19 protein-coding genes are annotated in these 24,813 nt (G+C 42.0%); 11 read left to right on the top strand and 8 right to left on the bottom strand.

What is annotated here, in order from left to right; genetic code table 11:
* Positions 1 to 2: 2 nt before the first annotated feature.
* From otnK to F0226_RS10510, 7 genes are all read left to right on the top strand, one after another.
* A complete protein-coding gene (otnK, locus tag F0226_RS10540) occupies positions 3 to 1,259 on the top strand; it encodes a 3-oxo-tetronate kinase (RefSeq protein ID WP_171735594.1) in 1,257 nt (418 codons plus the stop codon).
* A gap of 11 nt (positions 1,260 to 1,270) precedes the next feature.
* Positions 1,271 to 1,918, top strand: a complete 648-nt coding sequence (locus F0226_RS10535) for an aldolase (protein WP_171735593.1) — start codon at positions 1,271 to 1,273, stop codon at positions 1,916 to 1,918.
* Positions 1,918 to 2,694, top strand: coding sequence for a 2-oxo-tetronate isomerase (otnI, locus tag F0226_RS10530; RefSeq protein WP_171735592.1), 777 nt, complete (start codon positions 1,918 to 1,920; stop codon positions 2,692 to 2,694). Before F0226_RS10535 ends, otnI begins: the two co-directional genes overlap by 1 nt.
* 190 nt (positions 2,695 to 2,884) lie before the next feature.
* Entirely contained in the window at positions 2,885 to 4,339 is a 1,455-nt protein-coding gene (locus F0226_RS10525) for a TRAP transporter large permease subunit (RefSeq protein WP_171735591.1), read from the top strand.
* Positions 4,340 to 4,514: 175 nt separating this feature from the next.
* Positions 4,515 to 5,687, top strand: coding sequence for a glycerate kinase (locus F0226_RS10520; protein ID WP_171735590.1), 1,173 nt, complete (start codon positions 4,515 to 4,517; stop codon positions 5,685 to 5,687).
* 301 nt (positions 5,688 to 5,988) lie between these two features.
* Positions 5,989 to 7,440 carry a catalase gene (locus F0226_RS10515; RefSeq protein WP_171735589.1) on the top strand — a complete coding sequence of 484 codons (1,452 nt, stop codon included), beginning with the start codon at positions 5,989 to 5,991 and terminating at the stop codon, positions 7,438 to 7,440.
* 216 nt (positions 7,441 to 7,656) lie between these two features.
* A complete protein-coding gene (locus F0226_RS10510; RefSeq protein WP_171735588.1) occupies positions 7,657 to 8,529 on the top strand; it encodes a patatin family protein in 873 nt (290 codons plus the stop codon).
* Between the two features lie 282 nt (positions 8,530 to 8,811).
* Here the strand turns inward: F0226_RS10510 and F0226_RS10505 are convergent, their stop codons facing one another.
* From F0226_RS10505 to F0226_RS10485, 5 genes are all read right to left on the bottom strand, one after another.
* Entirely contained in the window at positions 8,812 to 9,804 is a 993-nt protein-coding gene (locus F0226_RS10505; RefSeq protein WP_171735587.1) for a 2-hydroxyacid dehydrogenase, read from the bottom strand.
* A 251-nt stretch (positions 9,805 to 10,055) separates the two neighbouring features.
* Positions 10,056 to 10,394 (bottom strand): DUF1971 domain-containing protein, encoded by a 339-nt coding sequence (locus tag F0226_RS10500; protein ID WP_171735586.1) that lies wholly within the window; start codon positions 10,392 to 10,394, stop codon positions 10,056 to 10,058.
* A 127-nt stretch (positions 10,395 to 10,521) separates the two neighbouring features.
* Positions 10,522 to 11,346 carry a ferredoxin--NADP reductase gene (locus F0226_RS10495; RefSeq protein WP_171735585.1) on the bottom strand — a complete coding sequence of 275 codons (825 nt, stop codon included), beginning with the start codon at positions 11,344 to 11,346 and terminating at the stop codon, positions 10,522 to 10,524.
* A gap of 415 nt (positions 11,347 to 11,761) precedes the next feature.
* Complete coding sequence (locus F0226_RS10490) at positions 11,762 to 14,881, bottom strand: efflux RND transporter permease subunit (RefSeq protein ID WP_171735584.1); 3,120 nt, start codon at positions 14,879 to 14,881, stop codon at positions 11,762 to 11,764.
* 8 nt (positions 14,882 to 14,889) lie between these two features.
* Entirely contained in the window at positions 14,890 to 15,672 is a 783-nt protein-coding gene (locus tag F0226_RS10485; RefSeq protein ID WP_171735583.1) for an efflux RND transporter periplasmic adaptor subunit, read from the bottom strand.
* A gap of 293 nt (positions 15,673 to 15,965) precedes the next feature.
* Here F0226_RS10485 and F0226_RS10480 point away from each other — a divergent pair, with 293 nt between their 5' ends.
* Together F0226_RS10480 and F0226_RS10475 are read left to right on the top strand one after the other, a co-directional pair.
* A complete protein-coding gene (locus F0226_RS10480) occupies positions 15,966 to 16,646 on the top strand; it encodes a response regulator transcription factor (RefSeq protein ID WP_171735582.1) in 681 nt (226 codons plus the stop codon).
* 128 nt (positions 16,647 to 16,774) lie between these two features.
* Positions 16,775 to 18,064 carry a HAMP domain-containing sensor histidine kinase gene (locus F0226_RS10475; protein WP_253820800.1) on the top strand — a complete coding sequence of 430 codons (1,290 nt, stop codon included), beginning with the start codon at positions 16,775 to 16,777 and terminating at the stop codon, positions 18,062 to 18,064.
* Between the two features lie 58 nt (positions 18,065 to 18,122).
* On the opposite strand, the gene F0226_RS10470 is transcribed toward F0226_RS10475, so the two are convergent.
* On the bottom strand, positions 18,123 to 19,103 hold the full coding sequence (locus F0226_RS10470) for an AraC family transcriptional regulator (protein ID WP_171735581.1): 981 nt from the start codon (positions 19,101 to 19,103) through the stop codon (positions 18,123 to 18,125).
* Positions 19,104 to 19,247: 144 nt separating this feature from the next.
* Between F0226_RS10470 and F0226_RS10465 the strand changes: the two genes are divergently transcribed.
* Positions 19,248 to 20,618, top strand: a complete 1,371-nt coding sequence (locus tag F0226_RS10465) for a serine hydrolase (RefSeq protein WP_171735612.1) — start codon at positions 19,248 to 19,250, stop codon at positions 20,616 to 20,618.
* Between the two features lie 296 nt (positions 20,619 to 20,914).
* On the top strand, positions 20,915 to 21,805 hold the full coding sequence (locus tag F0226_RS10460; RefSeq protein WP_171735580.1) for an acyltransferase: 891 nt from the start codon (positions 20,915 to 20,917) through the stop codon (positions 21,803 to 21,805).
* A 193-nt stretch (positions 21,806 to 21,998) separates the two neighbouring features.
* Here F0226_RS10460 and F0226_RS10455 read toward each other — a convergent pair whose 3' ends face one another.
* Positions 21,999 to 22,697, bottom strand: a complete 699-nt coding sequence (locus F0226_RS10455; protein ID WP_171735579.1) for a tRNA (adenine(22)-N(1))-methyltransferase TrmK — start codon at positions 22,695 to 22,697, stop codon at positions 21,999 to 22,001.
* Positions 22,698 to 22,900: 203 nt separating this feature from the next.
* On the bottom strand, positions 22,901 to 24,643 hold the full coding sequence (locus F0226_RS10450) for a diguanylate cyclase (RefSeq protein ID WP_171735578.1): 1,743 nt from the start codon (positions 24,641 to 24,643) through the stop codon (positions 22,901 to 22,903).
* Positions 24,644 to 24,813 lie beyond the last annotated feature (170 nt).

Here is a 24,813-nt window from a genome sequence, read left to right as displayed (position 1 = left end):
TCATGTTATTAGGTGTTATTGCAGACGACTTTACAGGCGCAACAGATATTGCTGGTTTCCTAGTTGAAAACGGTATGCGCACCATTCAATTAAATGGCATTCCTACGGGCGATTTTGATGCAGCGGCAGACGCGGTAGTCATCAGCCTTAAATCTCGCTCTTGTCCGGTAGATGAGGCGATAACTGATTCAGTAGCTGCACTTAAATGGCTTGAATCTCAAGGGTGCCAACAGTTTTACTTCAAATATTGCTCTACGTTCGACAGTACTGCTGAAGGCAATATTGGTCCAGTAACGGATGCTCTTTTGGAAGAGCTTGGTGAATCTTTCACTATGGTTTGTCCCGCCTTGCCTGTTAATGGACGAACTGTTTATAACGGTCACTTGTTTGTTTTTGGTGAGTTATTAAGTGATTCAGGGATGCGCAATCATCCCGTTACCCCAATGACAGATTCGAGCGTAGTTCGGATGATGGACGCACAATCGAAAGGTGTTTCTGGCTTGGTCAATTTCCAAACGATTGAACAAGGTTCTGATGCTGTCACTACTCATTTTGAAGAGTTAAAAACCCAAGGGAATCGCTATGCGGTAGTTGATGCTTTTAATGCCGAACATTTAGTGACACTAGGGCAAGCTGCTAAATCATTGAAGCTCGTCACTGGTGGCTCAGGCTTAGCGTCAGGTATTGCCAAAAACTGGACGGAACATCTAGCCGACCAAAGTGATGCAAAGCATGCCGGCAGCCCAGTAAAAGCGCCGACCGTTATTTTCTCTGGATCTTGTTCGGTCATGACTAATCAACAAGTTACTACGTACAAACAACTTGCTCCTCATTTTGCTATCGATGTGAAAGCTTGCTTAACCAATGAGCAATACACCAATGAAGTCTTCGATTGGGTGATGACTCATAGCCAAAGTGAATTTGCACCTTTGGTATACGCAACCGCAGATGCCGCTGCACTTAAAGCGATTCAAGAAGAATTTGGTGCGCAAGCTTCAAGCCATGCGGTTGAGCAGTTCTTTAGTCAATTAGCTATCACGCTGCAACAACACGGTGTGAAAAACTTTATCGTCGCTGGTGGTGAAACCTCAGGGGTTGTGACTCAAAGTTTAGCGGTAAAAGGTTTCCATATCGGTCCTCAAATTGCGCCGGGTGTGCCTTGGGTGAAATCCGTTGAGGGTGATCTTTCATTGGCGCTTAAATCTGGCAATTTTGGTGACGAAAACTTTTTTGCTAAAGCGCAGTCATTCTTTTCATAAGCGAGGTTCAGATGAGTGAAATTATGATGAACGAGCAGCAATTAAGAGAGCAAATGGTCACGCTCGCTCGTTCTATGTTTGAGCGTGGTTACGCGACCGGCGGGGCAGGCAATTTGTCTATCAAATTACCCAATGGTCACTTTTTAGCAACGCCAACGGGGTCTTCTTTTGGTCGCCTTGTTGCTGAGGAATTATCCGTTGTTGATATCGATGGCAATCATCTCTCTGGAAAAAAACCATCAAAAGAAGCGGCATTCCATTTAGCCATTTACCGTAATAATCCTGTATGCAATGCGATTGTTCACCTGCATTCTACTTATTTAACGGCATTGTCGTGTCTGGAAGGGTTAGACCGAAACAATGCAATTAGGGCGTTTACGCCGTATTTCGTGATGCGAATTGGTGAGTTACCGGTGATTCCTTATTTGCGCCCTGGCGATCCACAAATCGCTGAAGAACTGGCGAAAAGAGCAGGTGATTACCGAGCATTCTTGTTAGCGAACCACGGCCCTGTCGTAACCGGTACCGATTTTATTGATGCCGTTGATAATGCAGAAGAGCTAGAAGAGACCGCTAAATTGGCGTTCTTACTAAAAGATAGAGAGATCCGCTACCTCACTGATGAAGAAGTAACGGACTTAAAAGGGAGAGGCAAATAATGGCAAAATTCGCAGCAAATCTAACCATGTTATTCACAGAAGTACCATTTCTGGAGCGTTTTGAAAAAGCACATCAAGCAGGATTCAAAGCTGTGGAGTACCTCTTTCCGTATGCGTTCGAAGCAGATGTTCTTGCTGGAAAAATGCAAAAATTCGGTTTTGAACAGGCACTTTTCAATATGCCTCCAGGTGATTGGGATGCGGGTGAGCGTGGTTTCGCGGCAATCCCTGGTCGTGAAGATGAGTTCAAAAACAGTGTCGACACTGCACTTATGTATGCGAAGGCTTTAGGCTGCAAAAAAGTACATGCAATGTCAGGTTTGATGGACGCTAATTTTACAAGGCAACAGCATGTAGAAACTTTCATTTCAAACATTCGATTTGCCGCGGATAAATTTGCTGCGCAAGGCATTGAACTGATGATTGAACCACTTAATAGCCGTGATGCACCGAACTATTTTGTAGCGCATCAGCGTGAAGCTGTTGAGTTGATTAAGTTAGTAGACAGACCAAATGTGAAGCTGCAACTTGATTTGTACCATGCACAGATAATGGATGGTGACCTAAGTACTTTGATCCGTGAAGTGGCGGCTTATACCGGCCATATCCAAATTGCTTCAGTGCCAGAAAGGCACGAGCCCTCTGAAGGTGAATTGAATTACCCGCACTTATTTAATGTGCTGGATGACTCAGGGTATCAAGGCTGGATTGGCTGCGAATATAACCCTAAAGGCACCACTGAAGAGGGGCTTGGTTGGGTGAAACCTTACCTATAAAGCTAATCCGTTACGTATTTAACGTTCAGCATTAAGCAGTAACAACAACTGCTGCAATCTTAATAACGATAACGGCAACAACAATAGCGACACCTGTAATAACAATAAAATTATAAAGATTCGTGAGTGATACGTTCGCTCACGAGCACCCCTACATAAACACAACAATAAGAAACAGAAGGAACATAAAATGGATGGAGCACTGATAGGCATTATAATTGGCATCTTAGCCATGATGGGTATGATCATTAAAACGAGAATCCCAGTCGCTCTTGCTATGATTATTGCCAGTATCATCATGGGTTTATTTGCAGGTATGGCACCAACCGATTTAATTAATGCGATCAAAGCGGGCTTTGGTGGTGTGCTTGGTGGCATTGGTTTGATTATCGCGTTTGGCGTAATCATGGGTGCATGTTTTGAGCGTTCTGGTGCTGCGGTAAGAATGGCAAAAACGTTTGTAAAGCTATGTGGTAAAGGTCGTGAAGACTTAGCTCTGGGCTTTACTGGCGTATTAGTTGCGATTCCCGTTTTTTGTGATTCTGCGTACATCATTTTACATTCCCTTGTTCGCGCAATTTCACGAGACACAGGTAAATCAGCAGTGGGTCTAGGTGTGACTCTGGCTCTTGGTCTACTGATTACACACGCACTTGTGCCACCAACACCGGGACCAGTTGCCGTAGCCGGTATTCTTGGTGTAGACCTAGGCGAATATATGTTGTGGGGCTTGATGGTTTCTATCCCTATGATGCTGCTTTCTATGATTTACATTCGCCGCGTAGGTAATGAATACTACCGTGTGCCAAATGGTGAAACATGGATCACTAACCAAGCTGATTGGGCAAACCTAGAAAAAGTAAAAGAAACGGACGACAAAGAACTACCAAGTAACTTCTTATCTTTTGGTCCTATTCTTCTTCCAATTGCATTCATCCTAATCAACACGCTTGTTGGTCAAGGTGATAGCGCAATGCACATGGTAATTTCGTTGATTGGTAATCCAGTGGTTGCGGTAGGGGTCGGTGTACTTATGGCGCTTTATGGTCTTACCCGCCACATCGAACGTAAAGATATGGTTAGCTCAATGGATGATGCACTGTCTACTACCGGTTTGATTCTTGTTGTGACGGGTTGTGGTGGGGCAATGGGTGCGGTACTAAAAGCATCTGGTGCTGGTCCTCAAGTCGCTGAGGCTATTGCAAGCAGTGGTATTCCACCATTACTTGTACCATTAGCCATTGCTTCAATGCTTCGTCTAATTCAAGGTTCAGCAACAGCATCTATGATGGTTGCTGCAACCATGACATTGCCTTTAGTAGAGACTCTAGGTCTAGACCCTGTGTTTGTAGCTCTTGCTTGTGCAGTAGGTCCAGTAGGCTTTTCTCACTTGAACGATTCATACTTCCACATCATCAACCGTACGTTAGGCATTACTGAACTTGCAGACCAAATCAAGATCTGGTCGGTGTCTTCAACCATCGCTTGGGCAATTGGTGCAAGTATCATCATGATTCTTAACCTAGTGTTTGGTAAAGGTGGAACCTTGATTGATCCTTTGATTCCAATTGCAGTGTTAGGTGCTCTCCTTGTATGGCTAAAAAGCAAAGAAAAATCACAAGTTGAGACTGCTGTAACTCACTAATATTATTTCCCTTTTATACTGCCTCTATGTTTGATTAGCTTGCTGATCTGCCATAGAGGCATTTTGGTTTCTATTATTTTTAGTCACCACTACTTTTAGTTATCAGTATTTTTGGTTTCCAATACTTTAGCTTTTCATTACTTATCAAAATTTATATTCCTTTGGATCTATCAGTATGAAGATTGTTATTGCACCAGACTCATTTAAAGAATCATTGACCGCAGTTTCAGTGGCGGCATGCATTGAGAAAGGCTTTCGAGAAATATTCCCAGATGCTGATTACGTGACTCTACCTTTAGCTGATGGCGGTGAGGGTACGGTAGATGTGTTGTTGCAGGGCTTAACGGGGCAAAAGCGAGCGCTTGAGGTGGAAGGGCCATTGGGTGATAAAGTTCATGCTGAATGGGCAATGCTTGAAACGTCAGATCGTAATCCGAATAAAACCGCACTTATTGAAATTGCCGCTGCATCGGGTTTGGATTTACTGACACCTGAGCTGCGAGATCCGTTAATTGCTTCCTCTTTTGGTACTGGTCAACTGATTTTAGAAGCCGCCGCGCAAGGTGCGAAAACTATTATTTTAGGGTTAGGTGGAAGCGCTACAAATGATGGTGGCGCCGGTATTGTTCAAGCATTAGGTGGTCGTCTATTCGATAGTAATGGACAAGAGCTGAGCCGCGGTGGCGCAGCGCTAGCCGAATTAGCAGCCATCGACTTGTCTAATGTCGATGCGATCTGTGCTGACATAAATCTGGTTGTCGCGTGCGATGTAGATAATCCACTATGTGGAGATAACGGAGCAAGCCATATATTCGGTCCACAAAAAGGGGCAAACCCAGAACAAGTCTTGATGCTTGATAACGCACTCGCGCATTTTGCTCAGGTAGCAGAAATGCAAGGTTGTGTTTGTGGAGAGGAGCCTATATCAGAGCGCACAAGTTATGGCGCGGCTGGAGGAGCACCGCTAGGGTTAGGTTTGATATTTAATATGCAAATTAAACCCGGTATCGAGATGGTACTCGATGTATTACAAGCTGATCGAGTCTTAAAAGGGGCTGACCTTTTGATCACAGGCGAAGGTCAAATGGACAATCAAACTCTACAAGGAAAAGCGCCTTATGGCATCGCTAAACGCGCGAGTTTGCAAGGTATTCCAACCATAGGTATTGCTGGTTCATTAGGTACCGAAGTAGAAGCGCTTTACGGTGAAATGAGCAGTTTGTTTGGGACAGTAAGATCACCGCAGGCTTTATCAAAAGTATTACAAGAGGCGGAACTTAACTTAACGAGAACGGCAAGAAATATTGCTGCGACTTTAAGGTTAGGTCACACAATATCGAGTAAATAAGACATTTCTGTCAGAATGAACTTACACTGATTTAACAATGTAAATTAGTGTAAGTTCATGATTTTTATATTGTAAATGTTTTTATCAATATTGGGTGATTATGATTTGGATCATTATTTCGATAGGTTTTACCCATGATAACGATAAATACAAACAATTATATTTTACTTTAACTCAAGCTTATTCTATACCCTTATTGGTTGAGTGGTTTTGTGTGACAAATGCCTTTACACAGAAGCTCACGCCGAAGTAAAGGTGCATCAATGATTGGTGCACTTTAAAAAGTGATAAGGAATTGATGATGAGTAAAAAACTGACCACAGCAGCGGGTTGCCCTGTTGCACATAACCAGAATGTTCAAACTGCAGGTAAGCGCGGACCTCAACTTCTTCAAGATGTTTGGTTTTTAGAGAAACTGGCGCATTTTGACCGCGAAGTGATTCCAGAGCGTCGTATGCACGCGAAAGGGTCTGGGGCATATGGCACGTTTACCGTTACGCACGATATTACCCAATACACCAAAGCGAAATTGTTCTCTGAAGTGGGTAAGAAAACCGACTTGTTTGCTCGTTTTACAACGGTTGCAGGTGAGCGCGGTGCGGCGGATGCAGAACGTGATATCCGCGGTTTTGCTGTGAAGTTTTATACTGAAGAAGGTAACTGGGACATGGTGGGTAACAATACGCCAGTGTTCTTTTTACGTGATCCTCTGAAGTTCCCCGATCTAAACCACGCAGTGAAACGTGATCCGCGCACTAACATGCGCAGTGCGAAGAATAATTGGGATTTCTGGACGTCGCTACCTGAAGCGCTTCACCAAATTACTATCGTTATGAGTGATCGTGGTATCCCTGCTACTTACCGCCACATGCATGGTTTTGGTAGCCACACGTTCAGCTTTATCAATAGTGACAATGAGCGTTTCTGGGTTAAATTCCACTTCAAATCTCAGCAAGGTATTAAGAACCTATCTGATGCAGAAGCTGGGCAGTTAATTGGTGATGATCGCGAAAGTCACCAACGTGATTTGCTAGAAAGCATCGATAACCAAGATTTCCCGAAATGGACTCTTAAAGTTCAAGTCATGCCAGAAGCAGACGCTTCAAAAGTGTCGTACAACCCATTCGACTTAACGAAGATCTGGCCGCACGCTGATTACCCATTAATTGAAGTGGGTGAGCTTGAACTGAATCGTAATCCAGAAAACTTCTTCGCAGAAGTCGAGCAATCGGCATTCAACCCAGCAAGTGTGGTTCCGGGTATTAGCTTCTCTCCAGACAAGATGCTACAAGGTCGTTTGTTTGCCTATGGTGATGCTCAGCGTTACCGTTTGGGTGTGAATCACCACCATATTCCAGTGAATGCGCCACGTTGCCCAGTACACAGCTACCACCGCGACGGTGCAATGCGTATTGATGGTAACCACGGCGGCACATTGGGTTATGAGCCAAACGATCAAGGTCAATGGGCTGAGCAACCCGATTTCGCAGAGCCGCCACTAAACCTAGAAGGCGCGGCTGATCATTGGAACCACCGTGAAGATGAAGATTACTTCTCACAACCGGGTGACTTGTTCCGCTTAATGACGGCAGAACAGCAAGGTATTTTGTTTGATAACACCGCGCGTAACTTAGGTGGCGTGCCTAAAGAAATTCAACTTCGTCACCTTAAACACTGCTACAAGGCTGATCCTGCATATGGCGAAGGCATCGGTAAATTGCTTGAAATCGATGTGAGCGAATTTAAATCGTAATCGCTAACTAGACTTGTTAATCAAAAGGTCGTGAGTTACTCGCTCAGCGGCCTTTTTTGATCGCGTATTCAACAGTCTGTTACCTAATCTTATGAATTATTGAGGTTTTATAGTTAATAGCTTTTACCTATCAAAATGATAAATTCAACCCATTATCTTCACGTTAAAAATGTGATTATCCTACTCTCATTAGTTGATACAGCAGTAGAGTTTGAGATGAATAAAAGCGCATTAATTGTAGAAGGTGGAGCAATGAGAGGCATCTTCGCCGCCGGAGTATTGGATGCTTTTATGGAAGAAGACTTTCGACCATATGATTTTGCTATTGGCGTCTCTGCTGGTGTGTCTAACCTTGTTGGTTACTTATCTCAAGCGCCAAAGCGCAGCTATAACGTGATAACGACTATGGCGACTGACAAAGTTTTCTTTAACCCAACTCGCTTTGCCAAAGGTGGCAATTTAGTGGACGTTAAGTGGTTATGGGATGAATCCAATAACCGTTTTCCGCTTAACTGTGAGCAATTATTCTCCAGTGTTCCACTGCTTGCCGCTGTTACTAATGTCGATACTGGCAGTGCTGACTATTACCATATTAAGCCTGAAAACTTATCGAATGTTGTAGAAGCAACCACTGCTCTGCCCATTGCTTACCGTGAAACGCCATGCTTTTCAGGTGGCTGTTATACCGATGGTGGAGTGGCGGATTCTATCCCAGTTCGTGAAGCATACCGTCGCGGCGCTCGTGACATTACCGTGATTTTGTCTCACCCTTTGAGCTATCAAATGAAACCTCAGAAGTATCAATGGATGCTCAAAAAGCTGCTGTCAAAGTATCCGAATATTGCAAAATCGATGGCTGTGCGCGCTGAGAACTACAATCAATCTTTGGAGTTCATCCGAAACCCACCTAAAGATGCGATCATTAAGGTTATTGCTCCACCAGAAGCGTTTGCGGTTAAACGGTTAACTATGGATCAAGGGATTCTAAATGCAGGTTATGAGATGGGCGTTCAAGCTGGGGCAGAACACTTAGCTATTCGACAAGGTGTGCATGGGTTAGATACTGAAAACTGCCATTTCTGCATCTAAAGATTATGGTTAGTAATGCTTATGGCTAGCCAGTTAGAGACCTGATGTCGAGGCAATCTTATGAGCAGTAGTTTATGAGTAATAGTTATGAGCAATTTTTTATAAATAATAGCTTATAAACAGTGGCTTAACTTAGATTTACGATTAATACGATCAAATTGAAACTATCAAATTACTATGATAAAAAGCCACGTTTCCTGTGTAGTAAGCGTGGCTTTATTGGTTTGATTTATCGACTAATCAACGATTACATTAAGTCGAGGCATCACGATTCTAGCCAAGCTAGATCAATTCATTGCCACTTTTTTTATCACTGAAAAATGCTTCAACACTGGTGAGTGTCGTGTTGGCAATATTGAATAAAGCATCTTTGGTTAAGAATGCTTGGTGCCCTGTAAATAACACGTTGTGACAAGCAGACAGGCGGCGGAAAACATCATCCACAATCACATCGTTAGATTTGTCTTGGAAGAACAACTCTTTTTCGTTGTCGTATACATCTAGACCTAACGCGCCAATTCGGCTTTGTTTTAAGGCTTCAATGGCAGCGGTTGAATCCAGTAGTTCACCACGGCTGGTGTTCACTATCATCACGCCGTCTTTCATTTTGCCAAACGCCGTTGCATCTAGAAGGTGGTAATTTTCTTTACTCATTGGGCAGTGCAGCGTAATTACGTCAGACTCTTGATACAGCTCATCGAGCTCCACATATTTTGCGCCAAGCTCTTCAGCCAGTGGGTTTGGATACGGGTCATAGCATAGAATGTTCATGCCTAAACCTTTCAAAATACGCATTGTCGCCAAGCCAATTTTCCCCGAACCAATCACACCCACAGTTTTGCCGTGGAAGTTGAAACCAACCAGCCCTTCAAGAGAGAAGTTAGCATCACGAGTTCGTTGGTAGGCTTTGTGCAGCTTGCGGTTTAAACACATCATCATGCCGACAGTGTGCTCGGCGACTGATTCTGGCGAATAAGCAGGCACGCGAACCACTTGTAAACCGAATTCTTTTGCGGCTTCTAAATCGACTTTGTCAAAACCAGCACAGCGCATCGCGATGAGTTTTGTGCCGCCTTTCGCTAGTTTTTCAAGAACGGGACGAGACAGGTCATCGTTAACAAAAGCACAAACTATTTCGTTTTGATAAGCCATTTTTGCTGTTTTTCTGGTGAGTCGAAAATCATGAAAGTGAAATTCAGCGTTGAGATCCCCTTTAGCAAGATTGAATGATTTTTCGTCGTATGATTTTGAGCTAAAAAAAGCAATGTTGAGCATAACTTCCTCTCTGTACGAAAGATGCGAATATCGTGTATTCAGGCTAATAATTAGGGCAGTTTGCTAGAGATTTATTATCTTGTCTATCATCATTAACCATTGTAATTATTAAGGTTATATTATTTCTTCCTAGCTATTTATATTTTTGGCTGATCTTTGTCTGGCTAAACGGCTTGTTCTGGTTTTACCGTATTTATCGCGCTTAATTGAATCATCAATGAATTTCACAACGAGTGAAATGCATAAATCGATCACTTATCTTTTCGGGTATTGAACATTTTCTTGGTTTCTTTCTCTGACCAGAAATTGATATTGAATTGGGCATCATCGCTGAGCTCCACTCGGTGCCAATATTGAGGAGGGCTGGTTGCAAATTGGCCCGCGTTAATCACCACAACGCTTTCAGGTTCGGTTGCGTCAGCGTTCGCAAAACCATAGAAAGTTACGGTTCCTTCCATCACGCAAATCTGACCAAACACTCCTTCAGCAGTATTGTGATGGTTAAGCAATGCCGCCGGTATGTTGTCTTTTGTGAAAAATGGCGTTGAGCGTTGAATTGTCCAATGAGATGGAATGCGTAAATGACTCATAATAAACCTCTAATGTTTAATCTTAATAAGTAAAAAATATTGAATACAAACACTGCTAACGCTTAGGCTTCTGCAAATAAGCGTCTGCAAAATTTGAAGTTAAAACCGGAAATAGGTTTAGGGATGACTACCAGTAATTCTCGCTGCTGAATTGTCCCGCTTGACGGCGTAAATGCTTGTTTAATCCGAGCTGTTTAAGCGCTTCACTTGTGTCGCGAACCATGGCGGGATTTCCACAAAGATAGAAGAAACTATGCTGCTGATGGATGGCGATGGAGGTAGCGTGTTCGAGTTCGCCTCGAAGTAACAACGTTGGGATTCGTCCGCGCAATGTTCCGGTGATTGATTCTCTAGAAATAATTGGCACATAACGTAGTTTTCCTTGAAATTGGTGAACAAGCTGCGCGATGCGCGATTGATAAGTGAGATCTTGCTGAGTTCTGACGGCATGCACCAATATGAGGTTAGCAAACCTATCAGCCATGTGAGGGGTTTCTAGCATGGCAATAAAAGGACCAATGGCGGTGCCTGTCGCAAGCATCCAAAAATCTTTCGCCGCTGGTGGAATCTCTTCTAATATCATGAAACCGCTGGGGTCTTTCCCGACAAAAATCGTATCGTGAATCTTTAATTCATGAAGCTTTGGGGAGAGTTGACCTGAAGTGTCTTTAACAATTAAAAACTCTAAATGTTGATGTCCTAGCGAGTGGCTTGGTGAGTTAACCATAGAGTAAGCTCGGCGGATGTACTCCGGACGTTCGAGGTCATTACTCTCTTGTTGGTACTGCAGCTCGGTAGACACGGGTAGGGCAAGTTTTGTGAATTGCCCTGCAAGGTAAGGCGCAACGGGTGCATGTACATGAAGGCTAAATAATTGGTCGTTCCATTCGATTTTCTGGGTTACTTTTCCTTGTACTAAACCGTGAGGAATACCATGAGAAATCTTGTCCATAGAGCCACCTTATTGATTGTTTTACCCACTGGTCATTTCATTTTTGAATTACCAGAAGCCTGTACTAATCATAGTGCATGAACCATGCCGATAATGAGAATTGTTATCAAGTGAGGGTTTGATGGTAATTTAATGTTTTTATAAGTCATAAAGACATTTTATTTTTGTGTCTTTATGACTTTTATGTGTTTTTCTTACTAGAAACTAGAAACTAGAAACTAGAAACTAGAAACTAGAAACTAGAAACTAGAAACTAGAAACTAGAAACTAGAAACTAGAAACTAGAAACTAGAAACTAGAAAGTAGAAAGTAGAAAGTAGAAAGTAGAAAGAAGCCTCTTATTCCACCTTTAAACCACTTGGAGTGATAGCTTAAAGGTGAAAATAAAAGGCTTCAGATGAATGATGTGAATGTTTTATTTACGTTTGAGTCGTCCAAAACAAAGCGCGTATAAGCTAGGAATGACGAATAAAACAATCGGCAAAGAGAACAATAAACCATAGCCAAGCGTTAAAGACATTGGTCCCATGAACACATCGGTTCCGCCTAAACCGTAAGCAAGAGGCAGCAACCCGACGACTGTGGTTATTGACGTTAATAGGATTGGTCTTAGTCGGCTGGCAGATGCTTCAATCACCGCTTCCAAAGTGTCTTTACCTTCTGCTCGAATCTCGTTAATACGATTTATCAGAACCAGAGAATTGTTCACCACAACCCCTGTCATACCAAGCACGCCAATCAAGGCAAACATAGATAAAGCTTGCATATGAACGACTAGTGCCATTAATGCCGCCACAACTGCAAACGGGATCACAGCCATAACGAGTAACGGCTGTATCAATGAATTAAACATCACCGCTAGAACAAAGTAGATAGCGACCATGGCAGCAGGAAAAGCCACTACAAAGCCACTCATGGTTTCATTGGTACTTTCTGCTTCCCCGCCAACATCCAGTGTCACGTTACTTGAATATTGTCCTTGTAGCTCAGTGAGCATTTGTTCTGAAAGCGTGACGGGGCTGATGGTGTCATCCGTGATTTGCGCCGTGACCGTGACTTCTCTTTCTGCGTTGTAGTGTTTAATTAAACGTGGCGCTTCAATTTGTTCTACTTTCGCTAAACGGCTCAGTGGTACTTGGACTCCGTCTGGTGTAAATATTTTGGTGGTCGATAAGCGTTTAATATCTCGGTATTCGTCTTCCAAAATGACACGAATATCGACCTCTTGATCACCCAGCCAAGTCGATGTGACAGAGTCTCCTTCAAACGCAAGGCGAAGTGTGGTTGCTAGATCAGATACCGTTAAGTTGTATTTCGCTAACCATTCGTACTGAGGAACAATGCTTAACTGAGGGTCTTTCAACGCTTCATTGTTGGTTACACCATTGATACCACTTTGTTGATTAAGCCAATTACTTGCGACTTCAACAGCATGATTGCGTTCATCCGTTGTGCCACCAAGAACACGCATCTCAATTGGCTCTCCTGGAGGCGGTCCGCCAGCATCCACTGAAAACTTCACAAAGATTCCGTGGTCATTGTCAGCAAGTTTTTCATTTAACTGAGCAATGATTTGGTCAGCCGTGCGATCACGCAGCTCATAACTGGTTAGAATCAGCAATCCAGTACTCACTGGTGATGAATAAGTCATATCGTAAGATACGCGTTCATTATCGGGTAAAGCAGCAATTGCCTTCTCAATATCAGTATGAACATCACGTATTTGTTCTAGTGGTGTGCCTGGCTGAACTTCGGTGTAGATTTCTACGTATTTTGCTGCCTCAGATGGAAATATATCCAGCTTCAATGTCATTACCATGCCAGCCGAAAGGGCGCTAACGACCAATGCTGATGCGATAACCGATTTTTTATATTGCAGGCTGAATGTCAGCATTTTTTTGTAAGTACTTATAATGCCTTCAAAACGATCTTTCTGTGGTTTTGGACTCCCTTTTTCTTTGGTATCTAATGCGCTGGCTAAGTGTGCGGGTAAGGTGAAAGTACATTCCGCTAGCGAAAATAATAGCGCTGAAATCACCGTGATAGGGATAACGAGTAATATTTTACCCATTGCACCGGGCATGAAAAACATGGGAATAAATACCAGTGCTGTAGTCGTTAAGCTCGCAATTATAGGTTTAATGACCTTTTGTGTGCCTGAAATCGCCGCCTCTAATGCGCTTTTACCTTTCTCTTTTTCTTGGTAAATACTTTCCGCTACAATAACCGAGTCATCAACAATAATACCGATAACCAAAAGCAAAGCTGCCAGTGTAATACTGTCTAAGTTTAAACCGACCATAGGTAGGATAAACATCACACCTAATATACAAAACGGAATAGAAACCGATACCCAGAAAGCCACCTGTCTTTTTAGAATCAAGCTTAATACTGCCAGTACTAATACCAGGCCAATACCACCATTGGTTGAAACGATTGAGAACTTATCATTCATGTCGTCAGCAAGGTTCAAACCATATTGAAATTGGAATTTACCATTGTGCTGAGCTTGTTCCTTTTCAAGTAAAGCTTTTACGCTGTTCACCGTTGCGATGATGTCTGAACTCGCGCTATTTGTTACTGAAAATAAAACCGCCTCTTGACCATTAATAACTCCCATTTGTGTTGCTTTAGCAAAGGTGTCTTCCACATTCGCTACGTCAGATACTCGAATAACGGAACCATTCGGTAGTGATTTGATAACGATATTTGCGATGTCTTCTGCCGAGTGAACCTGAGTCATGGTGACAATTTTTTGTTCACTCACCCAAGATTCAACCACCCCACCAGATTGAGATAGATTACGCTGGTTAATGGCTTGCCCAACTTCATCAAACGTTAATTGGTAACGGCTGATTTTAGTCGGATCGATTTCTACCCAGAATTCACGCTCGTTGTAACCAGACATGCTGACGCTACTGACACCAGAAAGTGCATTCACTTTTTTCTCTAGTTGATAAGCGTATTGCTGAAGAATATCTGAGTTAGTTTGTTCTGGGGTCGATGTGAGTTGTTTTGAGTCTGTATTTACTGTCGACTGGCTACTGTTTTTAAAATCTAAGCTATCAAGATTTATATCTTCAAGGTTTATGTCGACCAGATTGACGCCAAATGTCAGAACCTCAAACGATGAGGTTTTCTTTTGAGTGACCACTGGCGGGTTGGTGATATCAGCGGGTAAATTGCTGACGCGGTCGACCGCTTGTTGAATATCTCGTAAAGCACGAGCGGCATCTTCGCCAGGTAGCAGCTCGGCTTCAATAAAAGACATGCCATCTGTCGACTGAGATGAAAAGTAGTTGATGCCTTGTACACTGCGTAGTTCTTTTTCAATAGGGTTAGTGATGTTGAGCTCAATATCTTGAGCCGTTGCCCCTGGGTAAAGGGTTTCAATTTCAACCGTTTCAAAAGCCACATCAGGGTATTCCTGAAGCTTCAAAGTGTATAAAGAAGCGATGCCAAGTAACAGCACCATAATTGTGATGATACGAGCTAAAAAGCTTCTTTGTGCAAAATAAGAGATAAGTGATGACATTTTATGACCTATTGGATCGCAGCAATATTAGAAAGCGTTGTAGATGCATGAATAGACATGCCCGGTTTTAACTTTTGATCCGGATTGTTAATTTCCACTTCAACTGGGTAAGCCATGGTTTGGCTGTCTACTTCAACACCAATTCGATTGATGGTTGCTTGGAATTTAACGGCAGGTGCAGCTTCAGCCCAAAGCTCGATTGGTTGCCCCACCTTGAGTGAATCAATGTCATATTCACTTGCCAATAAGCGAACGGTTAATGTGTCGATATTGACGATCTTATAGAGCAGATCACCTTGATTCACCCAGGCGCCATTGTCTGTACTTCTATTCACGACAAACCCCGAAATGTTAGACAGGATTTTGGTGTTTTTCAGGTCAAGTTGCGCATTCTCAAGCTCAATTTTCGCAAGAGTTAGGCTAGCTTTTGCGCTTAAGAAGTCAGCGTTGGCAATGTCTAATTCGTTCTGCGACAAGCTATTTTTTTTACGAAGTTCCATATAACGTTCATAGACAGATTGCTTAAGTTGTAAGTCTGCTTTAGCAAGCTGTAGGTTGGCGGTTTGTTTCGCGACGGCAAAGTCAAAGTCTTGAGTTTTAACGGTTGCGATAACTTGCCCTTTTTCTACTGCTTCACCAGAATCAAAACTGGCACTTTCAACGACACCACTGACTTCCGCTACAACGTTAAGTGGGGATTTACTAATGGTTTGACCAATAAGGTCGGTGGCATAAACAGAAGGAGTAATAAGGGTGCTGCACAGTAGGCTAGTCAGTAGTAGTGGTTTCATGGTGGTGCCTCTCTAATTTGATACTTGCAGTGTGAGACTTCCCATGTCGAGTTTTTGTCGAAATCATTCGACATTGAAATATAAAATCGAGTTTTTTGATGAGTTTTTTATGAGCTGACAGTTGCTGACTATTTAAGACATTTCGATTGACCTAATGCATTTCAGTCGTTCTGTTGAGGCAAGCATGTTGTTGAATGAAATTAGTACAGCATTCGACATTAATTCGACACTGAACCATTATAATTTCAAGACACTGTGATAATTAGGTATCACGTGAAATAGGTGAGTGAATAATGCTAAAAGGCAAACAGATTTTAATTGTTGAAGATAACGATGAACTACAAGGCATTTTAGCTGATTTCCTTGAAGTGAAAGGTGCTGAAGTTGATTTTGCCGATAATGGTGAGTTAGGACTTAAGCTTGCGTTAAACAATGAATTTGATGCCATTATTCTTGATGTCATGATGCCAAAAAAAGATGGAATGCAGGTGGCAAAAGAGCTTCGAGAGAGCGGCTGCACTACACCTATCTTAATGCTAACAGCACTTAATGGTCGCGATGATATTCTAAATGGATTCAAAAACGGGGTAGATGATTTTGTTAGTAAGCCCTTTGATTTTCAAGAATTGGAAGTACGGCTATTAGCTCTCATTAAGCGCTTTAGAGGCAATGTTGCAGCGGCTGAGTTGTCTTTTGGTGAGCTGGTGATAGACGAGAAAACCAGAAAGGTACAAAGAGATGGGCATAAACTTGTCACCACCCCAGTTATGTATCAAATTCTTTTAGCATTAGTGAAAGCACAGGGTGAAATTGTGTCTCGTGAGTGTTTAATTCAGCAGTTATGGGGAGATGATACGCCGGATAATGATGTGTTACGCAGCCATATTTACTTGTTAAGAAACATACTTGATAAGCCATTCGAAAAACCTATGCTAAAAACAGTGCCTAAATGTGGATTCAGATTAGAACTGTAATCTAGACTTTGATAGATATGGCTAAAGATAGGGCTATTAGGAAGAAGGGTATAATGCTCAGATTTTTAATGCTTAGCTTATTAAAGCTAGAGCTAAAGCTAAACATATAAATGATGAAAGCTGAGGGTATGAAAACTATGGTCGTTAAAGCGTTGTCAGAGTTGAAATCTCAGCTGTTTGGAAAGCCGAAAACTCATAATATCTCTCAAGTTAAAAAACGCTTAATCGTGACATTTTCAAAAATTGCGCTGTCGACATCCTTTGTTGTGTTCTTTGCCTTCTCTCTTCGTTTAATTTTAGGGGAAGATTATCAGCTTCAAGCCCATCTTAAATCTTTCGAAAATATCGCCACTAAACATTATCAACTTGAACAAGTGCCTATAGCCCAAGTAAGCCAATCGGTTACTGCGTATTTTAATGAAAAGTATCTGCCTGAGTACTTACAAAATGAACTGCCTTTTCAAGAGAATGAAGTCACTCCATACCGACCTTTCAGCAAACAAGGCATGATGATTTATCACGTACAATTTGACTATCAGGGGCAGCAATTACCGCTTTATCTTACGATAGGCTCAAGGTCGATCGATTTTGGTGATGATAACTGGGATGCCCTTATGGGGATTTCTATGCTTCTCATGATTTTCTTAGTCGTGGTTCTCAATTTCTCTGTGAAAAGAATGTTTGATGGCTTAATGGCACCTGTCGCGGAGCTAAGTGAGCAATTAAATTCAGGTGTTAAAGGTGATTTTGAAGTCTCGGAACATAGTATCGATGAATTAAAACAGTTAACGCGAGAATTAAACCACTACCAGCACATGCGTGATCGAGTCGCAAAGCAAGAGATGATGTTTGCGAAATATGCCAGCCACGAATTGAAAACACCAATCTCCATTGTATTGGGCGCAGCGAACCTACAAGCGATGAAAGACGACCCTGAATTTCAAACAAAGCAGCGTGAAAGAATTTTGACTGCCGCGAATAACATGCACGCTACAGTAGAAGTATTGTTGAATATTGTGAAACAAGAAGATGCGAACCTGAATCAAGAGCCTTGGTTGATTCAAACCAGCGATATTACCTTAGCTGATTTTAGTAAAAAGCTGCCAGATGCAGTCGCCTTAAACTTAAATCTAGATACCGATAGCAAGCTTAACTTTCCGCCTGTTGTGCTTAATATGATTTTGAAGAACTTAGTGAATAACTCGATTCGGTTTACAGAAAAAGGCGATATAACCATAGGCATTCAATCAAATGAAATTACTGTATGCGACAGTGGTACTGGCTTGTGTGGAACCAATGAAACTGAGCATGGTCTTGGGTTATTGATAGTAAGGCGTTTGTGTACGACTTATGGTTGGAGCTTCGAGTTAACTGATAATGTAAACCAAGGTTGTACGGCTAAGTTATCGCGCCCATGATTTTAATCGTTAATCGTTAATCGTTAATCGTTAATCGTTAATCGTTAATCGTTAATCGTTAATCGTTAGATTTGTATTTTTGGCGGTAACTTGGTGCGCTGATTCCTGTCCAGCCTTTAAAAGCTCGATTGAAATTACTCAGGTCGTTATAACCTGTTTGCCAAGCAATATCTTGAACGGATAAACATGTGCTTGTTAACAACTGAGTTGCCAGCGTTTTTCGACACTCTTCTTTTAAACCTTTAAAGGTAATACCTTCTTTTTTCAGGTTCCTTTGAAGCGTTCTTTTTGTCATGCCGAGCATGTTAGAAAACCAATCAATGTTAAACCATGGCAGTACAGAATAAGTGCGTATCAAAGCTATAACAGCACGGTGCCAATTGACGTCCGCTTTCTGTAAAGGGATGGTTTGGAAATCGTCATTGAGTGGAATAACCATACGTCCCAAAGGCTGTCTATATTGGATGTGAGCTCGACTTAATGGTGTAGATCGTTGATGTGCATCTGTCGCCGTGGAAACAAAGCCTACATCATCCGGAGCCCAGCTTTCTCCCAAAAAGTGTCGGCAGAAATTGATCAGAGCCAAAGTTCTAAACCATTCGGCTTGCTCAAATCCGGGAGTAAAAGGGCGGTAACAGCTGCGATGACATAACCACCATTCTCCTTCGTGTTGTTCTGTCCAAACCGTCACGTGGTTACTTAAACTCGCCATTTCACTGATCAAACAATGAATCCCATCTTCGAATGATAGACATTGATCAACCTTGCTTTTCAATTGTGAAGAAAGGATCGCAATAGACGCCTTTTCCCCTATCTCAAGACCGATTAAATACCCATGCATCATTTCCAGTTTATAGATAAATAGCATGAGATCTTTGGTCGGTAACCAGTGTTCTTTTTCCATTAACTCACTGGGTAACCCACATTCATTCGCGATAGCACGCCAATCTATGGCATTCGCTTCACAGTAAGCAATGTGCGGTGCGATATTCCCTGAATTGCTGACCAGTAACTCTGTTCTTTCGGACGATGGCTTCATATTTTTATCTGCTTATCTGCTTATCTGCGAATTCGGAACGATCTGATTTAAGCTAAAACCAGTATAACCAATTGTCACCAAATGACCTATTTCGTCCTGGTTAGATAAATATAATGGCTGCAGTTGAAATCGGAGGCTTATATGATCAAATTAAACCCTATTACGTTACTCATTCCTTCACTGCTGATGCCTGCTTTTGCTATGGGAAATGTTACACAGCCAGAGAACCCAGTAGAAGCAGCGCTTAAAGCTGAAGGAGCATTGGTCAACTTACCGGTAAGAGCTGGTAAAGAGGCTTTTACTCCTGAATTTATCGACGCTGCGAGAAGTAACTTCAATAATTTTCATTGGCAAATGGGGGGAGATCACGGGCTGTATTACAACATGTACATGAATGAGTTTATGCCAACGGCCATTGCTTCACCCAATGAGGCTTACCAGCCATTGGTTAAGTTAATCAACCCTGAACTTGGGAAAATCCCAGTGGTAACTCAGGCTAAAGGTGAGATGACGATGGATGAATACATGGCAGATCCTCAATTTAGAACACAAGGTTTTTTATTGATTCATAAAGGGAAAGTGGTCTATGAAGCTTACCCTGGAATGAAACCAACCGATCGCCATATTTGGGCATCATCAGCGAAAGCAACCGTGGGGCTTGTTGTGGCTCAACTGGTCGAAGAAGATAAAATGGACACGACAAAAGCGGTGACAGCTTATCTTCCTGTACTGGGTAATACGGTATGGGATGATGTGACCGTATTGGATTTACTGAACCACACAACGGCTCTTGATAATGAAGAAACATTGGATTCCATATTAAATCCAGATTCATCGGTTGTGCGTTTCTTTGCTTCTGCTCTTGGTTCGGTTCGCGCCGCAACAGGAGAACAAGAAACATGGCTTGAAGTTGCTCGCGATACTCAAAAGTTAGAAGGCGAAGAAGCTGGAGAGCACTTTCGATACGCTTCAATCAATACCATGTTGCTGACTCAAATGGTGGAGCACATCGAAAACAAAACGTGGACTCGCATTTTTGAAGAACGAGTGTGGAGCAAGATGACAGCAAGACAACCTGCATTCTTTAATCAGACTCCAGATGGTATGGCTTTGTCGTTAGGGCTAATGCTGACAACACTAGAGGACATGGGGCGCTTTGGTTTGCTCTTTACTCCAAGTTGGAAAGCGACAGCGGTGGAGCAAGTCGTGAGTGATGAAGTGTTCGAGCGCATTCAAACCAGTGGTGACCCTAAAACACATATGGATTCTACAAAGCAAAAAAGCTCAATGAGTGCATTTAATGAAATGAGCTTGTCGCAGTCTTATCAGTTTGATTTCATCTTTGATGATGGTGCTATGGCGAAAAGCGGCAATTTAGGTCAAATGCTGTATGTCGATCATGACCGTGATTTTGTTGGTGTGGTGTTTTCAACTAATCCATATCACTCCGGCTTCGGTGAGAGCAAAGCCCCTGCATTAATGCGCTCTGCTGCGAAATATTTACACGGTAAATAAGCAGTAAAGAGTAAAAACTCATATGCAACAAAGAGCAAAAACTCAAATGCAATAAAGAATAATAAACATAAGTAATGAATTACAGGTAGCTGAAGCGCACATTCCTATTCTCCAAAATTGGTCATTAAGGTCACCGAATAAAGAGCACTAATAAAGAGCACATAACGGCTTATTGTGAAGGTTTTTTACTCGATAATGAGTGAGAATTGAGTGATCAATCTATCAACATAATTAGTCGAGAGATTATTTATAAGATGAGTATAATGTGCGCTTTTCGTTGTTAATGTAGCCTGTTTATGTCTGATAATTTCCGCATGGTCTTGAACATCTTGTTTGTGACTGTAAATACCGCAATGACCGCCTTCACAGTGAGTTTCTTTGGGCTGGTTAAGTTGGTTCTTCCTTTCCCTATCGTTCAAAAATCTTGTACCCGCTTAGCCAATTTCACCTTCTGGTGCTGGGCATCTTTGAACTTGTGGATGCTTAATATCAATAATGATATCAATTGGCAGGTTGAGGGAAGTGAAGATGTTTCCACGAAGCAATGGTATTTGATGATGGCGAACCACCTGAGCTGGGCAGACATTGTTATCTTGTCTTCTATTTTGAAAGATAAGCTGCCTATGCCTAAGTTTTTCTTAAAGCATGAACTGTTGTATGTCCCTTTTGTTGGGCTAGCGTGTTGGGGGCTGGATATGCCTTTCATGAAGCGACATTCTCGCGAGTTCTTACTTCGTCACCCAGAAAGACGTAATGATGATTTTGATGCAATAAACAAAGCGTGTGAAAAGTTTAAATTGGCTCCAACAACATTGGTCAACTTTGTGGAAGGCACTCGCGTAAATCAAGAAAAGCTCTCAACGGCTAAAACACCTTACCAACATTTGTTAAAGCCTAAAACGGGTGGTGTTGCTTTTGCATTATCTGCAATGGGACCGATTTTAGATGGTATTGTTGATGTGACTTTGGCGTACCCAGAAAACCAAATTTCCCCATTTGAAGATATGCTAAAAGGTAAGCTGACTTCTGTTGTAATACGAGTGAAAGTGCACCCGATGGATGACAACGTGAATGGCGACTACTTCAAAGATAAAGCGTTTAAGCGCCGTTTCCATGCTTGGTTGAATGCAACGTGGCAAGAAAAAGACGAATACTTACAAGGTGTTTATCGTAAGTACAGTAAATAGCTTATCTATGAAAACATCTTAATAATCCTATAAAAATGCCAGCATTGTCGCTGGCATTTTTGTATCTGAATCTAGGAAAGTTTGCTAGATTGTTCCAAGCCTTTTTCTAGCTGACGTCAGGCTGGTGCTAGATCTTTTTTGGTCATTGACTAGCTAGCACCTGGAAACTGACTAACTAGCACCTGAAAACTGACTAGCCAACTTCAGGTAATTGAACCGCTTGGTACGCTTCAATAATGTGTTCTACCTTACTGTTTTTTCCGAGCTGTAAACGTTGGTAATGCTGAAGGGTTTTACTACGATAATTGATCGCAGTTTTGAGCTTAAGTTCAGTATCTACTTGCCATATTTTTTCGCCTACTGGGTGGATGTTTTGACTTGGCTTTTGCTGCTGATTACTGAGTAACATGATCTCGTAGAAGCGGCGGTTTTCTTCTACTAGGCATTCGTCTTTCATCTGAAAATTGAGCTGCTGTAAGCGCTGTCTTAATACAAATTGCTGGTGGACAGGGCATATCAAAAAATCGAGAGCTAACTCTGGGTATTGAGCATGAATGACCTCAATAAAGTGCTGAGTCAAATCGCCTCCCACTCCGGCAATAATGACTAGGTGTTTTCCTTCATGCTGATCAAAAGCAATATCCCCGACATCACCACAATGTACTTCCCAAGTGGATTGTGTCGCTTCGGATTTTGGGAAATAGCGTTCAAGTTTGATTTCTAACGCATCCATTAGCTGGGGCACGATATCAATGAAGTGAATCGTGGGAGCTTTGTTCGCGACCAGTAAGTGAGTACCAAGAAAACCGTGGTCACAGCAACAATCCCATATATGGGCGTATTCGTTACTGACGAGAGATTCAATGGTTTGCAGTCGCTTACTCAGTTTCATTGTTTATAGCCGTTGTTTGAAGATCATAGGAAATAATGGGAGGCGCATTGTAATGGTTTTTCATAAAAAAAAGCACCCGTTTATGAGGTGCTTTGATTCAGATTAATAGCTTTGGTTAAGCTGAGTATCTTGGATATAGGCTAACCATTTTGATTAAAGCCTGTTGCTGTGCAGAAGCTAGCAGTGTTAATAACACAGCACGGTTAAGAGGCAATCTCTTGGGTAGATACATACACTTCTACACGGTTTCTTCCTAGCAGCCTTGCTTGTTTTTTTGCATGTTCAGCGTGGTCTAGGCTGCATGCATGGGACTCAACAATTTTGGTATAACCGATGCTGGCACCCAGAGGAAGCGAATCTAACGGTTTACCTATGGTTTTATCTGATAGTGCGACCCTGCATTGGTCTAGCTGATATTTTGCATCTTCATGGTTATTGGCATGAAATAAAATACCGAACTCATTGCCGCTTAATCGAGCCAAACTTATCCCTTTTGGTTTTGGGAAATGATCTCGAATGGTATCCGCAGTGCTAATAATGGCGGTGTCACCGACTTGTTCGCCGTAGTGGCGGTTGATGTATTCAAAGTTATCAATGCTTAAACGAGCTAAGAAAGTATCAGGCGTGTTCTTGTAGTGTTCTAACGTGTTGTGGAAGAAAGCCTTATTTTCTAGCTGCGTCATCACGTCTATGCTTTTCAATTGATGATTGAGAAGTAAATTTGCTAAAGAGACTTCCGTGTAACTTCTAACAAGGCGCAAAATACTGCTACTTATTGGGAAGTAACTGCTCACATAGATCACTGCTATTAACTGCTCTTTTGAATACAGCGGAATGCAGTAATGACGCTGGTGAATTCTTAGTTTCTTTGCGAGAGAGTCCGTGTATTGGCGGCCTTGATAGGTCAAAGTGTTTGGTTGAAAGCTAGCTGCTAGAGATCCGTCTGAATGTATGATGGTTTTATTTCCATGGTAATCAAGCGTGCTAAAGTTCTGTGATTTTTGGTCGTACAGGCAGAATTGTACTCCACAGTGATGAGTGAATTTATCAAAGATGGATTTTAACTGATGTTTAAAGCTCGCTAAGTCATTCACTTGGTTGAGCACCATAAGTGATGAGTTCAGTTGGTGTGTGAGGTAATTGAATACTAACCACAGCAGCAGCATTGATGCGATTAAAATGCCGGCAATAGTAAATTGATAAGAAGAAGATAAAATTTCTCGGCGATCAGTTCCTGCAATAAAGACCCAGTTTAAATCGTTCTCTGCATCAAAAACGGAAACTTTAAAGTTGCCTTGATAGTAATACTCGTATTTTCCGCTGGTTAAGCCTGAATCTAAAAGGGATTTGATTCCTGCATTGTAACTGATGGACTGGCTACCAATTCGAGCCGGATCTGGATGGAACAGCAGCTTCTCTGTACTTTTATCTACGACAAAAACATAGCCTTTATTGAGCGTTTTGAGATCTCTTAGCCCTTGAGTGGTGTGCAATAAATCAAACTCAATCCAAACTTCTTCATCTAAAGGTAAATTGCTGCGCTTAACTGAAAATACCCAGCGTTGATTAGGCTTCTGGTAAACAGAGGAAACGAAGAAATCACCAGTGAGGCTTTGAATGGGCCGCCATTGAATGCTCTCAATAACATTATTAGTTAAAGGTTGGTTTTTAGAAGAAGAGTAAACTTGGGTTCTTGGTTTGAAATGAATGATGTCAGAAAAATAAGAAGATCGTTTAAGAATGTTTTTAGCCAGGATATCAAAATCATGCTGTTCGTTTTCTGTATGAAGAGAAGGAAGCAATGATTTTTCTAGCAAGTATAATTTGGCAAAAGTAGCTTCGATGTTTGATCTTACTAGATCGGCGGCGATCCGAATGTTTGATGAAGATTGAGTATGAGCGGAGTTTTCTGCTTCCTTTAATTGAGATGCTGCTAAATAAAGCATGAAGCCTGTTAATAATATTATGTACGGTCTTGTCAGCCGAATAAGTGTTTTAGGTAAAGCCATGATATCCAAAGACGTGGTGAATCTGTATTTATAGTGGCAGCATAGTAAACAGTTTTCACAACCACATCAATGCAAATGATTCCATATTGTTTTAGGGTTTTTGTGAT

Source organism: Vibrio sp. 99-70-13A1 (genome assembly GCF_013114625.1).
Classification (GTDB): Bacteria; Pseudomonadota; Gammaproteobacteria; order Enterobacterales; family Vibrionaceae; genus Vibrio.
Note: the sequence above shows the minus strand (reverse complement) of the source record. Positions and strands in the feature narration are given on the sequence as shown.